The sequence below is a fragment of the Alteromonas gilva genome (genome assembly GCF_028595265.1).
Classification (GTDB): domain Bacteria; phylum Pseudomonadota; class Gammaproteobacteria; order Enterobacterales; family Alteromonadaceae; genus Alteromonas; species Alteromonas gilva.
Map to the genome: position 1 here is coordinate 2,638,749 of NZ_JAQQXP010000001.1, position 15,807 is coordinate 2,654,555.

At 48.5% G+C, this 15,807-nt stretch carries 12 protein-coding genes; 7 read left to right on the plus strand and 5 right to left on the minus strand.

Annotated elements, in window-relative coordinates; all coding sequences use genetic code 11:
• Positions 1–125: 125 nt before the first annotated feature.
• Together thrS and rluF are read right to left on the minus strand one after the other, a co-directional pair.
• Positions 126–2,042, minus strand: a complete 1,917-nt coding sequence (gene thrS, locus OIK42_RS11725; protein ID WP_273640730.1) for a threonine--tRNA ligase — start codon at positions 2,040–2,042, stop codon at positions 126–128.
• Between the two features lie 216 nt (positions 2,043–2,258).
• Positions 2,259–2,999, minus strand: coding sequence for a 23S rRNA pseudouridine(2604) synthase RluF (gene rluF / locus OIK42_RS11730; RefSeq protein WP_273640732.1), 741 nt, complete (start codon positions 2,997–2,999; stop codon positions 2,259–2,261).
• Between the two features lie 252 nt (positions 3,000–3,251).
• Here rluF and OIK42_RS11735 point away from each other — a divergent pair, with 252 nt between their 5' ends.
• On the plus strand, positions 3,252–5,225 hold the full coding sequence (locus OIK42_RS11735) for a metallophosphoesterase family protein (protein ID WP_273640734.1): 1,974 nt from the start codon (positions 3,252–3,254) through the stop codon (positions 5,223–5,225).
• A gap of 71 nt (positions 5,226–5,296) precedes the next feature.
• Here the strand turns inward: OIK42_RS11735 and OIK42_RS11740 are convergent, their stop codons facing one another.
• Positions 5,297–6,769, minus strand: a complete 1,473-nt coding sequence (locus OIK42_RS11740; RefSeq protein WP_273640736.1) for an SLC13 family permease — start codon at positions 6,767–6,769, stop codon at positions 5,297–5,299.
• Positions 6,770–6,969: 200 nt separating this feature from the next.
• Here OIK42_RS11740 and OIK42_RS11745 point away from each other — a divergent pair, with 200 nt between their 5' ends.
• Positions 6,970–7,875 (plus strand): fructosamine kinase family protein, encoded by a 906-nt coding sequence (locus OIK42_RS11745; protein WP_273640738.1) that lies wholly within the window; start codon positions 6,970–6,972, stop codon positions 7,873–7,875.
• A gap of 13 nt (positions 7,876–7,888) precedes the next feature.
• On the plus strand, positions 7,889–8,959 hold the full coding sequence (locus tag OIK42_RS11750; protein WP_273640740.1) for a DUF3080 family protein: 1,071 nt from the start codon (positions 7,889–7,891) through the stop codon (positions 8,957–8,959).
• A gap of 5 nt (positions 8,960–8,964) precedes the next feature.
• On the opposite strand, the gene OIK42_RS11755 is transcribed toward OIK42_RS11750, so the two are convergent.
• Together OIK42_RS11755 and OIK42_RS11760 are read right to left on the minus strand one after the other, a co-directional pair.
• Positions 8,965–9,600: a CPBP family intramembrane glutamic endopeptidase gene (locus OIK42_RS11755; RefSeq protein ID WP_273640741.1), complete on the minus strand. Its 636-nt coding sequence runs from the start codon at positions 9,598–9,600 to the stop codon at positions 8,965–8,967.
• 184 nt (positions 9,601–9,784) lie between these two features.
• Entirely contained in the window at positions 9,785–10,732 is a 948-nt protein-coding gene (locus tag OIK42_RS11760; RefSeq protein ID WP_273640742.1) for a hydrogen peroxide-inducible genes activator, read from the minus strand.
• 133 nt (positions 10,733–10,865) lie between these two features.
• Between OIK42_RS11760 and OIK42_RS11765 the strand changes: the two genes are divergently transcribed.
• The 4 genes from OIK42_RS11765 to OIK42_RS11780 all read left to right on the plus strand — a co-directional run bounded on the left by OIK42_RS11765 (position 10,866) and on the right by OIK42_RS11780 (position 15,632).
• Positions 10,866–11,525 carry a carbonic anhydrase gene (locus OIK42_RS11765; protein WP_273640743.1) on the plus strand — a complete coding sequence of 220 codons (660 nt, stop codon included), beginning with the start codon at positions 10,866–10,868 and terminating at the stop codon, positions 11,523–11,525.
• Between the two features lie 14 nt (positions 11,526–11,539).
• Positions 11,540–13,072 (plus strand): SulP family inorganic anion transporter, encoded by a 1,533-nt coding sequence (locus OIK42_RS11770; RefSeq protein WP_273640745.1) that lies wholly within the window; start codon positions 11,540–11,542, stop codon positions 13,070–13,072.
• A 231-nt stretch (positions 13,073–13,303) separates the two neighbouring features.
• Positions 13,304–13,960, plus strand: coding sequence for a carbonic anhydrase (locus OIK42_RS11775; RefSeq protein ID WP_273640747.1), 657 nt, complete (start codon positions 13,304–13,306; stop codon positions 13,958–13,960).
• Between the two features lie 25 nt (positions 13,961–13,985).
• Positions 13,986–15,632, plus strand: a complete 1,647-nt coding sequence (locus OIK42_RS11780; RefSeq protein ID WP_273640748.1) for a SulP family inorganic anion transporter — start codon at positions 13,986–13,988, stop codon at positions 15,630–15,632.
• Positions 15,633–15,807 lie beyond the last annotated feature (175 nt).

The following is a 15,807-nucleotide window of genomic DNA, read 5'->3' on the forward strand; positions in this document are numbered from 1 at the left end:
TCCTCCAACTACTTTAATCATTACCTGATTTTCTTATTTCAACTTTTTAAATGAAAATCAGACACTTACTTATTTACTTTTCGCAACGACAGCCACGCCGCATAATTAGATGCGGGAGTATACCGTTATTTGATGATTTTTCCAGCGATTTCTTCGTTTGCCAGCGCAATAAACTCTGCAACTGGCATACTGCCTAAATCTTCACCGCGACGTGAACGCACGGCTACTTTTCCGGCTTCCATCTCTTTATCACCTACGACCAGCATATAAGGTACACGTTTTAACGTATGTTCTCGAATTTTAAAGCCAATCTTTTCATTTCTCAAGTCGGTCTTGGCTCTGAAGCCTTGTTGCTGTAAAGATTCGACGACCTGATTGGCATATTCGGCCTGGCTATCGGTAATATTGAGAACCACCATTTGCTTGGGAGCCAGCCACAATGGGAAGAACCCGGCGTACTCCTCGGTCAGAATACCAATGAAGCGTTCTAACGATCCCAGCACCGCCCGGTGAATCATTACCGGTACTTTGCGCTCGCCGTCTTCGGCAACATAAGTTGATCCCAGACGACCAGGCATCGAGAAATCAGCCTGCACAGTACCACATTGCCACGCACGATCTAAACAATCGTACAGGGTAAATTCAATTTTGGGTCCATAAAACGCGCCTTCGCCCGGCAGGTATTTGAATTCTATACCTTTAGTGTTAAGTGCTTCGGCCAGTGCACTTTCTGCTTTATCCCAGATTTCATCGCTACCAACGCGCTTTTCAGGGCGGGTCGATAGTTTCACTTCGATTTTTTCAAAACCGAAGCTGCGATAGGCGTCGTAAATCATATCAATACAGCTGCCTACTTCGTCGAGCATCTGCTCTTCGGTACAGAAAATATGCGCGTCATCCTGGGTAAACCCACGTACCCGCATTAGTCCGTGTAATGCACCTGATGGTTCGTTGCGGTGACAGCAACCAAACTCGGCCATACGCAGTGGCAAGTCACGGTAAGACTTAAGCCCCTGATTAAAGATTTGCACGTGGCCCGGGCAGTTCATGGGCTTAATGGCATATTCACGCTTTTCAGATTCCGTGGTGAACATGTTTTCGGCGTACTTGTCCCAGTGACCTGAACGCTCCCACAGTACACGGTCCATCATTAACGGGCCTTTCACCTCGTCGTACTGATATTTGCGCAGCATATTACGCACAAACTGTTCCAGTTCGGTGTAAATCGACCAGCCGTCGTTATGCCAGAACACCATACCCGGTGCTTCTTCCTGCCAGTGGAATAAATCCAGTGTTTTACCTATTTTACGGTGGTCACGCTTTTCGGCTTCTTCGAGACGCTGCAAGTAGGCTTTGAGCTGTTTCTTGTCAGCCCAGGCTGTGCCGTAAATACGCTGCAACATTTTGTTGTCGCTGTTGCCACGCCAGTAGGCGCCGGCCACTTTCATCAGTTTAAAGTGATGGCAGAACTTCATGTTAGGCACGTGAGGACCACGGCACATATCCACATATTCTTCGTGATGATATAAGCCCGGCTTGTCATCCTGACTGATGTTCTCATCCAGAATTTCAATCTTATAAGGCTCGTGGCGGGTCACAAACGCATCGCGCGCTTCTTGCCAGCTCACGGTCTTTTTCACCACATCGTAGTTGGTTTTGGCCAACTCAAGCATGCGCTTTTCGAGCTTTTGTAAATCGTCTTCGGTGAGCGAGTGCTCCATGTCTACATCGTAGTAGAAACCGTTATCAATCACCGGCCCGATGGCCATTTTGACGTCCGGATACAATTGCTTTATGGCATGGCCTAACAAGTGCGCACAGCTGTGACGGACTACTTCCAGCCCTTCATCGTCTTTGACGGTAAGTATTTGTAAGTCGGCGTCGTGGCTAATGATATCAACCGCGTCGACCAGCTCGCCGTTGACCTTTCCGGCAACGGTGGCTTTGGCCAACCCGGGGCCGATATCACCGGCAACATCTAAAACTGAAACTGGGTTATCAAAGCTACGCTGACTACCGTCGGGAAGAGTAATTACTGGCATGGAATGTCCTTAACAGTGGTGACACCTACTCTGTGCCACTTGTAGTTGCTAATCATAAAAAAACACCCTAAAGGGTGCGTGATTGAGCCTACAGGCTAATGAATAAGCCGGATTATAACCTGTGATTTGGTACATGCAATCACTGATTTGTGGGATTGTTTATGAAACATCCAATCGGCTGTCGTTTTAAGCAAAGTGATTGAATTATACCACAAACTAGCTGGCTGTTTTGCGCGATCCCTGGACCGCGTTATGCAGTGTGGCTAATTCTTTGCTGGTAAGTTCACGCCACTGACCCGGTTTAAGTTGCGCCAATTCAATGTGCATGATGCGTGTCCGTTTTAATTTGGTGACTTCATACCCTAAAAACTCACACATGCGACGAATTTGCCGGTTAAGACCCTGGGTGAGGATAATATTAAATTTAAATTTACCCCGCGGCGATACCTTACAGGGTTTGGTAACCGTGCCTAAAATCGGTACGCCCCTGGCCATTTTCTGCAGAAACCGGTCACTAATGGGCTGGTTCACCGTCACCTCATATTCTTTATCGTGGGCATTTTCGGCACGCAGAATCTTATTCACAATATCACCGTCGCTGGTGAGTAAAATTAACCCCTCGGAGGGTTTATCAAGCCGGCCAATGGGAAAAATACGCTCTTTATGCCGAATCGCATCAATAATATTGCCTTTAACATGCCGCTCAGTGGTACAGGTAATACCGATGGGCTTGTTGTACGCAATATAGACTCTGTCGGACTTATCTTTTGCCACCGCTCCTATGCGCTTGCCATCCACTTTTACGGTGTCCTGCGGGCCTACTTTGGTGCCTAATTCAGGCACTTTATCGTTAATGGTAACGCGCTGTTGCTCGATCAGTTTATCGGCTTCACGACGTGAGCAAAAACCGGTATCACTTATATATTTATTGAGACGTTTGGTCATCTCTGAACTCATACTGCATCCTTGATATCGCGCGCGGATTCATAAAAACCCTGATTGTACCGTCTACACCAGTAATAAGAAAATGCTAATCGGTTGCAACGAACTGCTGGTCTGCTTAACCCGGCCATCCCCCTGGCAAGTTAATAAATACTCACTTTTAAATACATAAAACCTTCATAAATTATTCTTAATATTGCCATTAAAAATAACCAGAGCATCCCTACCATGATGGCCTCTCATTCACCTCAACGAAGAAGTCATTTTATGAACCTGAAAGATTTTAAAATTCTTGTCCCCTCCCTGCTCACAGCAGCAATACTTACCGGCTGTGGCAGCGACTCGGAGTTTGCAGCTCCCCCACCATCCAATCCACCATCAACGCCGCCAGAAACTGAAGCCCCTGCCGCCACCCCGTTTACGATTGGTTTACTGCCCGATACTCAGGGCGGCTCTGACAGCGAAGGCCAGGCGCATGTTTCAATGTATCCGATGCGCGAAGTACTTGCTCATCAGGCCGCTGCGGGTGTCGACATGGTCATTGCCGTGGGCGATTTAACCGACAACGGCAGCGATATTGAATTTGCCGAGTGGCGTTCTATTGCAGACGCTTACGCTGAGCAGGGTATAGAATTTTTACCCGTTATGGGCAATCACGAAACCAGTTATGCTTACACGTACAACTGGATAGAAAATATGCGCAATTTTATTCCTGAAGATGCCGTGCACATGCCCGACTACGAGTGGATTAATTATTATGTTGTGCGCGACAACGTACTGATTTTTGGCCTCGCTTATTACAACTTGCCCATCGCTTACAGCTGGCTCAAAGAAACCGTTGAGTCAATGGAAGGCATCGACCACATTGTTGTCGCCAGCCACGACGGCCTGATCGGCGCTAAATACGGCCAAACCCGCGAACAAATAGTGGATGGCACCAAAGGCGATGACTGGGTATTTTCTGTACAACCGCAAATTCGCGAGTTTTTCGCCGATCACGATGTCATTTATGTGCAGGGTCACGAACATCAGTATCAACGCTCGCTGATCAGCGCCAAAACCGCACTGACCACTACCCCGTCAAGTTCGACGCCTACCGGGGGTAATTATCGCATGGATACTTACACGCAAATTATGGCTGGTAATGCATCGTACAAAGGCTATGAATTTCGCTATGGTGAGCGAGAGTTAGTGCAAATGATAGTCGCTCAGAAAAACGCCACCATGTCGAAGGGTTCCAGCCATTTTGATGTAAACTCGTCGCTGCTGACTTTTACCGATCAACGCATAGACTATGCATCATATTTTGCGCCACACACCGCCACATCCAATGATGCGGATCAGGACTTTACCGCGCAGTGGCACCTGATGGATAAATTTTCCCGCACCAAGAATCGCTGTGAGTCGGTTATTTACCCTAATTCTATTCCTGCCGATACCCGTCCGGTGCTGGTCCTGCAAACCCAGTATATGACCAATGACTGTTACGGCGATGACGGCAGCTACGTGAACTTAGTAGGCGGCCAGAACAATACTTTTAATCGCACTGATACCCGTACCCGGGATATGAGCTTTACGCCTGGCTTTACCCGCGCTGAGACGATGAACGATCTGATCCGTCTTAACTATCAGTGGTTATATCAGGTCCATGAAAGCTGGACGCCGAACCTTAACAGCCCGGTTCGGGTAATTCCTGACTATGATGCCAATGAGCTGATTATTCCCGAAACCACCATTGATTTAAAAGAACACGTCACGCTCAGTTGGCTCCCCGCCAACGAAACCGCTTCCGACATTCTTATCATCAGTGGTACGCAAAACCAAACCGGTGTTTATCAGGATGATTATGGCGTGCTCAAGAACATTGAAGCTGACACTGGCTTAAGCAATTCACAACCCGATGGCTCGGCAAAATCAGCCATCACCCTGCCGCCAACAGCGACTCAGGACTGGGATATCAGCAGCGCCGTCAGCGATACTTTTGCTGTGCAATTTACAGCGCCTGAGGCCCTTGATAGCGCAGCGCTTACGCTGGGTATACTCCGTGACGGTGAATGGCAAGCCATCACGCCAGACAACTGCATTATTGATTCGGCCTGGAGTACCAGTTACCTGTCAGATACGCCAGCACGCAACCAGGACTGTGCCGGTACACCGCTTGTTGGGTATGACAGTAGTTTTGGTAACCGCTGGTGGGTGGTATTAAACGCCGATGCCGAGATTGCCCTGATCGCGCAATAAGCACCGTAACCACACCTGTCCAAACGAAAAGCTCTGGGGGCTGTAGTCAGTACAGCCCCTCTTATAACTGCCTAATTACCCAGGAAAGCGTCAGGAAACCGGTTTAACTCAAACCCCCACAGCGCGGGTAATACCCAGTAGACAGCCAGTGTCAGCAGGATAATCGAAATAAAGTTCATCCAGATCCCGGTGCGAAACATATCAGCAATCTTCAGGTATCCCGAGCCAAACACAATGGCATTAGGCGGCGTTGCCACCGGCAGCATGTAAGCACAGGATGCGGCGACTGTTACCGCCACCATTAACGTGTAAGGATGTACATCCAGTGCCAGCGCCATGGGCGCCAGTATGGGTAACAACACGGTTGTCGTTGCCAGGTTAGAGGTGATTTCAGTTAAGAAATTCACCGCGGCAATCAAAACCGCGATCAGCAGGAATAACGGCAATGCGTCGAGCAGTACCAGGTGTTGCCCAATCCAGCTGGCCAGCCCGGATGATTGGAAGCCGCCGGCAATGGCGATACCACCGCCAAACAACACGATGGTACCCCAGGGCATTTTCACTGCCTCTTCCCAGGTCATAATGGGATGTTGTTTGTCTTTAGAGGAAAACAAAAACAACGTAGTGGCCGCAATGATTGCGATAATAGTGTCGTCGAGTTGTGGCACAAAATATTGCAGGTATGAGCGCGATACCCACATTAACGCCGTGCCCACAAACACGGTTAACACCAGTTTTTCTTCGTAACTCATTGGCCCCAGTTCGTTACGTAACTGGGCAATTTCGTTGCGACCACCAGGAAAGGTTACAGCCTGGCAGGCAAAGGCAACGCGGGTCAGATAAAACCAGCATATTGTCAGTAACACCACGGTAATCGGAAAGCCAAACATAAACCAGGTGGCAAAACTGATATCGATACCATAGATTTGTTGCAGGATACCGGCTAACACCAGGTTCGGCGGCGTCCCTATCAGTGTTGCCATACCGCCAATGGAGGCCGAATAGGCAATCGCCAGCATCAGCGCTTTACTGAACTTTTCGCCTTCGTCGGCCTTTAACTCAGCATGGCCCAGAAACTGTTTGGCCACCGCCACACCTATCGGCAGCATCATTACTGTGGTGGCCGTGTTTGAGATCCACATCGACAAAAACGCCGTCGACAACATAAAGCCCAAAATGATCCGCGGTACATTGCTGCCGACAATATAAATAATGTTCAGGGCAATCCGCCGGTGCAGATTCCAGCGTTCAATCGCTATCGCCAGTACAAAACCGCCCATATACAAAAAAATGTATTTATGCCCATAGGCGGCGGTTACATCGCTGATGTCAGCGCCACCAAACAAAGGCAACAGCACGATTGGTAACAACGCAGTCACACTGATCGGTATGGCTTCGGTGATCCACCAGATAGCTACCCAGAGTGTCACTGCCATCACCGCTAAACCTTGCTGACTGAGTCCCGCTGGCGATAAAAACAGCAATACCATGATAAAAACCGCTGGACCAAGGCCTAAACCCACTTGTTTTGTAGAAAGTGACATATTAACGCTGTCTTTTATAATAATGAGTGTGACACCATTAAAGAGTAAAAAACCACCAATAATCAAGCACACTCGTATTTTAACAAGGGTATTTCGTCTGATCAGCCAGTCCGGTAAGCGCAAAACGCTAACAGAAAGGGCATAACTTACCGCCGTTGGCACTGGCAAAGGCGCAAATATCTTCCATAATCAGGAAAAGCATGACGATTCAAAATACAATGTGGCAATTTATCAGCGAACAAATTAGCCAAAGCTCCGGACACCTGTTTGTTTGCCAGAATTATCAACCTGTAGCCGGAGGCGATACCCATCAGTGCGCTGTGCTGCGCGATGATAGTCGGCGCTACTTTGTCAAATATCGTCAGTTGCCTTCGCCCGATAACACCGAACTCGATGCCGAAGCAGACGGACTCAGCGCTTTAGCGGCAACCGGTGCCATTCACACACCATCGGTCATTTGTTTTGGCACGCTTCAAGAGCAGCAACAACAGTTTGAATACCTGGTGTTGCAATACCTCAAACTGTCGCAACGCAAAAATGAAGACTGGTTTACCTTTGGTCAACAGCTAGCGAACCTGCATAAACAACCGGCAGGCAGTCATTACGGCTGGTCCCGTGACAACTTTATTGGCCGCTCAGTCCAGGTGAATAGCCCTTGCGACAACTGGGCCAGTTTTTTTGCTGAAAGTCGTATTGGCGTGATGTTAGAGCTACTCGCCAGACAGGGGCATATCTGGTGTAATATTGATGTGTGTACCACCCGAATATTTCAGTTTCTTAGCGACCATCAACCGCAGGTCTCCTTGCTGCACGGCGACCTTTGGAGCGGCAACGTGGGCTTTCATCATACTATGCCGGTGGTTTTTGATCCGGCGGTTTACCGGGGCGACCGCGAGACCGACATTGCGATGACAGAACTATTTGGCAAACTGCCACGTACCTTTTACGAAGGGTACGAGGACACCTGGCCGCTCGATAAACAGTACCCCCAGCGACGTTCACTGTATCAGCTTTACCATATCCTCAACCATGCGGTACTATTTGGCGGCCATTACCTGCAAACGGCCCGGGAAAACATCACCCAACTAAATCAACAACTCTGTTGAGTCAGGAGGACATTTGAGGTATTTCAGCAAGCATTGCTGCGCGGTGTGTCGGCTCGTCCTGAGTACACTGTTTATCGTCTTTCTTAGTGCCTGTTCATCGCCTTACATCGCTGATGACATCAATGAATACCAACAACGCTTAAGCCGGGTGCTCGACACCGAGTTAGTCAGCCCTGCCAGCCAGGCCGGGCTTGCCAGCAGCCTGGCCTACCCGACGCGCAATGACTTGCTTAAACAACCCACCTCAATTGGCATCAACCTGACTCAGTTTCACCAGTTACAGCAATGCGAACTGGGCAATTTAGTGGCCGAACACAATACTGCGCTGGGTAAAATACAACATTTCTCGCAGCGCCTGCATTACGAACAACAGTTCATCGCCGCCTTAAATGATTGTATGACACTCGCCAACGCTGCGCAGAGCGCCACCAACGAGTGGGGAAAGCTGACCGCGACCATGTCACAATGGCAACGCATAAAGCAGGCTGAGTACCCGCTGCACTGGAGTAATATGCTGGTTCTTAGTGACGAAACCAAAGCGGCGTTCAGCCGCGCAAGGCCGGCCCTGTTGTATCAGGATACGATTGATATTGCCGGTCAGGTATCGCTGTTTAAACAAGTGACCGCGTTAGCCGAACCTCAGTATCAGCCCGGGCAGTCGATAGAAGCCAGCCTGCAAGCCATCAGCGCCAGTCGATTACCCGCGAGCATCTGGCTGGCCCAGCAACATATTGCGACACAGCTGCCGCCCATTACTGCGGCGTTGAAAACACAGTTAACCGCGCTGGATTGCACCGCTACCACCCCGGAAAAGGCTAACGTATTGCGCAATGTATTTTATTTATTTTTTATCGACAAAATTCAACCTGCAGGCGCGCGCATAAACGCTTTTACCTATCAGTTTGCCCCTGTAATGAACACCTGGCTGGCCTCGCCCGCGCTGCCTGACAGCTTTAAACAGTACCTGCGCTCGCAGCAGCGTCATTTTGCCGCGTATCAACAGGCGATGGACGACCATGTTACCTTATGGCAGGGGTTTCTTAGTCGCTGTAACTTATCACCTGTGGCACCATCTTCGGCGTGAATCGCTTAGGTGGTATGTTGCAACGACAAATAAGAACCCAGACCAATCGTAAACAAAAAACAGCCCCACAAGGAATGTTCAATAACCACTACCGCGGTAGAGCGGCTTTGCAGGTAACGCACACCAAAAATAGCGCCACCCACTGCCGACAACGCAACAGCCAGCCAGTTACCGTAAATGGCATGAGCAAAACCAAACAGCATAGTACTGGCGCCAAGGCGCTGCGTGTGGGTAGGTAAAATTGACTTATAGCGGTGGAAAAAGAAGGTTCTGTAGATAATTTCCTGTGGGATCACCGACAACAGCGGATACAAGAGCAGTGTTAGCAGCCATAACGAGGTATGTTCAACAGGCCACTGCAAAAAGGACTCTGGCAGCCACCAATACACCACCGCCGCTGTGATCAGGGCCCAGGGCAAAAACAATTTAAGCGAAGCCAGTAAATGCGGTTTTCCGGCCTGCCAGTTCCACAAACGTACACGTCTGAAGCTCTGATCAGCAACTAATAGCCATAAACAAATGCCACTCACACAGGCCAGTACAATTAGCAGATAAGGGCCAAACTGGTGCAGGCCAGCCCAAAAACAAAGGGGTAATAAAATAAACAGGCCGAGTAATTCCAGCCAACGTTTTGCGTGCATTCCATCCTACTTAAAATCAAATATGACGTTTTTATGATGTTAAGGTGAATTTTACACCAAGCTTGTATAATAAACGACCTGCCCCCCGCAATTTTTGTACGTCTTTAAGCAGCCAGTGACTAATCCTTACTACCCGGTTTGCACTGATTAACAGGCACGAAGTGTCAGTAGCTGGCGAACCCGGCTAAGCGCTATGCTCGACACGCACTGCATGGCTCAGGGTTTCAGACAGGATCTGGCGAATTTCATTGCCTAATTCACGAAAAAACACCCGTCCCGGCGCGGTATTGCGCCACACCAGATTATGCTGACGCTCAATCGGCGTATCTTTTAACTCACAAACATGCAACTCGTCGGGCTGATGCAATTCAGAATGTACATACAAGCCCGGTAAAAACGCCACGCCCATTCCCATCACAACCATTTGCCTGAGCGTATCGAGGCTGGTTCCTTCATAATCCCGGGTTACCTGGGCACCAATTTTCATGCATATTTCGTGTACCTGATGATGAAAATGATGGGCTTCTTCGAGTGTAAGTACGGTTTCGCCGTGAATTTGCTCGGGTTCAATAAATTGCAGTCCCGACAACGCGTGATCACTGGGCACTACAAATTTGAGCGGCTCAATAAACAGTTTGCTGGACACCAGTTGCGATGACTCTTGTAAACCCGGTGAAATAATAATATCAAAGTGGCCGTCAAACAGGCCCTTAATAAGCTGGGTTGGCGCGGCTTCACGCACATAAAACTTAAGCTTGGAATGACGTTTGTGGAGTTGCGGCAGAATATACGGCAGCAAGTAAGGGCCAAGCGTAGGCGGCACACCAAGACGGTAGGTGGTTTGATTGCCGCCAGCAATATCGCGGGCTTTTTCCTCAAAACGAATAGAGGATTGCAGTACATCTTCAGCAAATGGCAATAAAGAACGCCCCTCGGGCGACAACAAAGTGCCACTTCGTGAACGCTCAAAGAGAGGAATACCCAGGTTTTTCTCCAGTACATTGATTTGGGATGTCAGCGTTGGCTGGCTGATGCCCAGAATTTGCGCGGCACGGCGGTAACTGAGTTCACGAGCCAGCGCCACAAAATAGCGAAATTGGGTATATGTAATCGATTTGGTCGATGCAACCATACACTTAGTCCTATAAAAATAGTACAACATATAGGTAAAGACTATCACCACATAAGCTATTTTTCTATATGGCTATCAGGTAAAAATCATTTCGTAGTGTATTTATTCATTTTCATTTTTTAGGAGTTCTTCAATGGACCACGTAATCTCTGGGGTTGCTAAGTTTCAAAAAGACGTTTTTCCAGCTAAAGAAGCGGCGTTTAAAAAACTGGCCAACGGCCAAAGCCCCGAAGTATTGTTTATTACCTGCTCGGATTCCCGTATCGACCCCAGCCTTGTTACACAAACAGAGCCGGGCGATCTGTTTATTTGCCGCAACGCCGGTAACGTTGTTCCGCCACACAGCAATCAAACCGGCGGCATGACAGCGTCAATCGAATTTGCCGTTGCTGCTTTAGGTGTTACCCATATTGTTGTTTGTGGTCACTCAGACTGCGGTGCTATGAAAGGCGCACTCAATCCTGAAGGCCTGACCAGCCTGCCTCACGTAAAAGAATGGCTCGGTCACTGCCGTGTTGCCTCTGAAGTGGTTAAAGAACGTTGTGGCTGTGACGAACTCAACGCCGGCGATCATTTACAACTGGTAACCGAAGAAAACGTGGTACAACAACTTCAGCATCTTAGAACACACCCTTCTGTGGCTGCAAAAATAGCCACCGGACAGGTTAAATTACACGGCTGGTTTTATAACATTGAAACTGCCGAAGTACTGACCTATGACGAAGCGTCCGGAAAATTTGAGCCAATGGATACGCCTTCAACAAACAAAGAGCAGCTTGTTGCCAACAAATAACAAGGAGTTTTCTGATGAAGTTGGATTTATCCTTTAGTGAATTAAAAAATGACTTACCAGCCAGTATTGTTGTTTTTTTTGTTGCCCTTCCACTTTGTTTAGGTATTGCACTGGCTTCAGGCGCACCACTTTTCTCGGGTATTATCGCCGGTATCGTGGGCGGTATTGTAGTGGGTTTGTGCAGCGGCTCTCGCCTTGGTGTGAGCGGCCCTGCTGCCGGCTTAGCGGTCATTGTATTTGACGCTATTGCCACCCTGGGAAGCTGGGAACTGTTCTTATGTGCCGTCGTATTAGCCGGTGTCATTCAGCTGGTGATGGGTTTTGCCCGCGCCGGTTTCATTGCGTACTTTATCCCGACCTCAGTCATCACTGGTATGCTGGCCGGCATTGGTTTGCTAATCATATTAAAGCAGATTCCCTATCTGTTTGGCTGGCACGCCGACTTTTTAGGTGAAGAAGCGTTTATACATGCCAACGGGGAAAACACCTTTTCGGCCATCGAACACGCGCTTAATCTAATGTCACCGGCGGCAGTCCTGATTTCCGGGTTATCCCTTGCATTGCTGGTAATCTGGGACAGATATTTAGTGCCCAGACACAAAATATTCCAGTTGATTCAAGGCCCCATTGTAGTGGTACTGCTGGGTATTCTGGCGTCTGTTATGATGGCTCAGGCGGGCAATCCGATGGCAAGCAGCATGCTGGTATCATTGCCGGTCATTGACAGCTTTAGCGACTTTACTAACGAACTGGCGTTTCCTGACTTTTCGCAAATGCTCAGTCTGGACGTGTTGACCATTGCCGTGGTTATGGCCGCCGTGGCCAGTATTGAGACGCTACTGTGTGTTGAGGCAACTGATAAACTCGATCCGCAAAAACACACGACCCCGACAAACCGCGAGCTTAAAGCGCAAGGTCTGGGTAACATTGTATCCGGATTGATTGGTGGCCTGCCAATTACTCAGGTTATCGTCCGTAGCTCAGCGAACATTGCATTTGGTGGTAAAACCAAGTTATCTGCAATTATGCACGGTATGTTTTTGTTGGTCGCTGTACTGGCGATCTCATCGATGCTGAACCTCATTCCGCTGGCATCACTGGCGGCAATATTAATTGTGGTAGGTTACAAACTCACCAAGCCTGTCATGTTTAAAATAATGTATCAAAACGGAATGGAGCAATTTTTACCGTTTATTACAACGATTACGGTGATGATCTTTACTGACCTGCTGACCGGTGTGTTTGCCGGACTTGGCGTGAGTATTTTCTTTACCCTTAAAAGCAGCTTCAGAAACTCGTATCAGTTTAAGGAAACCGTTAACGAGGAGCACGGTGAAAAGGTCCACCACATCGTGTTAGCCGAAGAGGTATCATTCTTTAATAAGCCAAGCATTTTGAAAAAGCTGAACTCCATACCAGGCAACTCTAAGGTTGTGTTAGATTTTTCAAACAGCAAGTCTGTAGCCTTTGATGTAAAAGAGATGATTAAGGATTATATCGATCAGGCTCAAACCAAAAACATACAGGTTGAAACCATCAAGTTTTAGCCTCTGCACAACTATCTTGCAACGCCATAAACCCAAATAGCCTGCAAGTACGTTTAAATAAAAATGGTAGTCATATGACTACCATTTTTGTTTTGTACTGGCGTAAGCGCACTACAATGGGGTAATCTTATAGCTAATAACTATCACGAGCATAGCTATTTTTCTATAGTGCTATAAGATAACAATATCTTTACATTTTAACTCACTAAAACAAATCTGGAGTATGTGTGTATGGATCATGTAATTTCTGGTGTTGCCAAATTCCAAAAAGATGTCTTTCCTGGCAAAAAAGCGGCGTTCCAAAAATTAGCCAATGGTCAAAACCCTGAGGTTTTGTTCATTACCTGTTCGGATTCCCGCATTGACCCCAACCTGGTGACGCAAACCCAACCAGGCGATTTATTTATCTGCCGCAACGCAGGCAATATCGTCCCGCCCCATAGCAACCAAACCGGTGGTATGACAGCGTCGATTGAATTTGCGGTTGCCGCTTTAGGCGTCACTCATGTCGTTATCTGTGGTCACTCCGATTGTGGTGCGATGAAAGGCGCAATCAACCCTGAAGCACTGTCTTCATTACCCCATGTAAAAGAATGGCTTGGCCACTGCCGGGTTGCCAGCGAAGTGGTTAAGGAAAAATGTGGTTGTGATGAGCTCAATACAGAGGATCACCTGCAGTTAGTGACCGAAGAAAATGTCGTACAACAACTGCAGCATATAAGAACCCATCCAACGGTTGCCGCGAAACTGGCTACCGGTCAGGTTAAGTTACACGGCTGGTTTTACAATATCGAAACCGCAGAAGTGCTTTGTTATCAAGAGGAAACCGGCGAATTCGGTCCTATGGACGAGAAGTACGCTAAAGAACTCACCCATAAAAGCGAATAGCTCCGCCTGAAGTTAAGGATTAAGAATGCAAAATTTATTTAAAAATGTGCGTGGTGACATCACCGGTGGTATTACCGCCGGTGTCGTTGCCTTGCCGCTGGCTCTGGCGTTGGGTGTTGCCTCGGGCGTCGGCCCGATGGCAGGCATGTACGGCGCCATAGCAGTAGGCTTTTTTGCTGCACTTTTCGGTGGTACGCCGTCACAAATATCAGGCCCAACAGGCCCGATGGTGGTTGTTTTAGCTGGCCTTTTTGCCAGTTTGTCCGGCGACGTAGAGTTAATCTTCACCGCCGTGGTGTTAGCCGGTTTATTCCAGATTTTATTTGGTTTTCTGGGCATAGGTAATTATATACGGTTGGTGCCCTACCCGGTTATTTCCGGTTTTATGTCGGGCATTGGTGCCATCATTATCATCTTGCAAATTGGCCGCTTACTCGGGCATGAACCGCCGGGTGGCACCATCGGTGCATTGAGTTATATCCCCACTGCCCTGGCAGATATCAATTTTGCCACCCTGGCGCTGGGCTTCGGTACCCTGGTGATTGCTTACAAGTGGCCACCCAGTTTAGGCAAATACGTACCTGGTGCGTTAGCGGCGCTGATCATTGGTACGATTGTTAGCCTGTTCATTGCAAATGTGCCTATCCTGGGTGATATACCTACCGGTCTGCCCAGCCTGCATTTGCCTACCTTTGAGTCATCCACGCTGTTACTGGTGCTTGAAGCGGCGTTTATTCTGGCGATTTTAGGTGCTATCGATAGCCTGCTCACCTCACTGGTGGCTGACAACATGACCCGTACCCGTCACGACAGCAGCAGAGAGCTGATTGGTCAGGGTATTGGTAATACCGTTGCCGGTTTAATTGGTGGTATCGCCGGTGCAGGCGCAACCATGCGCACGGTAGTTAATATTCGCAGTGGTGGTAAAGAACGCCTGTCGGGTATGATCCATGCGCTGGTGTTACTGGCCGTTGTATTAGGGCTAAGTCCTTTAGCCAGTGCTATTCCACACGCCGTATTGGCGGGTATCCTGGTGAAAGTTGGCCTGGATATTATCGACTGGAGCTACTTAAAACGCGCTCATAGCGGTCCGCGCTGGGACTTCGCATTAATGCTGTTGGTGCTGGGTTTAACCGTATTCGTTGATCTCATCACCGCCGTTGGTGTAGGTGTTGTATTGGCGGCGCTGGCCTATGTTCGTCAGATTGCCCAACTGCAAATTGAAGAACTCAAGAAGATCCCTGATACCCTTAACGATCCGCAGGAAAATGCCCTGTTGGAAAGAGCCAAAGGCAAAGTCAGTATCTTTAGTTTTGGCGGACCACTAAGCTTTGGTGCAGCGGCAGATTTAGGTCACCACGTACGCGAATGGGTAAAACCCGGCTCGCGGGTGCTGATCCTGGACTTTACCCGGGTACCTACCATGGATGTTTCCGCGTCGATGGCAGTAGAAACGGTTACCTCTGACGCCAAGCGCTCGGGGCGTCAGCTAATTGTATGCGGCGCCTCTGACGACATCAAACAGGTACTGAATAACGTTAACGCGTCGGCAGGAGAGATCCTGACCTACCCAACGTTACTGGAAGCGCTCGAATCAGCGGTGTCGATTATCGATGACTCTGATAAGAAATCCGGTAAAGGGGGTAAAAGCGAGACACTCTCGCCCGCCTGATAGCTTAACCATTTAACGATAAAAGAGCGCATCATGCGCTCTTTTTTTGTGTTGGGGTTTGCCCACTTTGCACCATCATCGCAGACCGGACAATTTCGCAATGTGAGATGACAAAAGCATACAATTTTGTCAGATTGTCGGCTACACTGTAATCTGAAACGGATTAACACTGGAT

Coding starts and splice junctions, on each gene's coding strand:
- thrS (WP_273640730.1), bottom strand. CDS start 2,042: ATGCCAGTAATTACTCTTCCCGACGGTAGTCAGCGTAGCTTTGATAAC.
- rluF (WP_273640732.1), bottom strand. CDS start 2,999: ATGAGTTCAGAGATGACCAAACGTCTCAATAAATATATAAGTGATACC.
- OIK42_RS11735 (WP_273640734.1), top strand. CDS start 3,252: ATGAACCTGAAAGATTTTAAAATTCTTGTCCCCTCCCTGCTCACAGCA.
- OIK42_RS11740 (WP_273640736.1), bottom strand. CDS start 6,769: ATGTCACTTTCTACAAAACAAGTGGGTTTAGGCCTTGGTCCAGCGGTT.
- OIK42_RS11745 (WP_273640738.1), top strand. CDS start 6,970: ATGACGATTCAAAATACAATGTGGCAATTTATCAGCGAACAAATTAGC.
- OIK42_RS11755 (WP_273640741.1), bottom strand. CDS start 9,600: ATGCACGCAAAACGTTGGCTGGAATTACTCGGCCTGTTTATTTTATTA.
- OIK42_RS11760 (WP_273640742.1), bottom strand. CDS start 10,732: ATGGTTGCATCGACCAAATCGATTACATATACCCAATTTCGCTATTTT.
- OIK42_RS11765 (WP_273640743.1), top strand. CDS start 10,866: ATGGACCACGTAATCTCTGGGGTTGCTAAGTTTCAAAAAGACGTTTTT.
- OIK42_RS11770 (WP_273640745.1), top strand. CDS start 11,540: ATGAAGTTGGATTTATCCTTTAGTGAATTAAAAAATGACTTACCAGCC.
- OIK42_RS11775 (WP_273640747.1), top strand. CDS start 13,304: ATGGATCATGTAATTTCTGGTGTTGCCAAATTCCAAAAAGATGTCTTT.
- OIK42_RS11780 (WP_273640748.1), top strand. CDS start 13,986: ATGCAAAATTTATTTAAAAATGTGCGTGGTGACATCACCGGTGGTATT.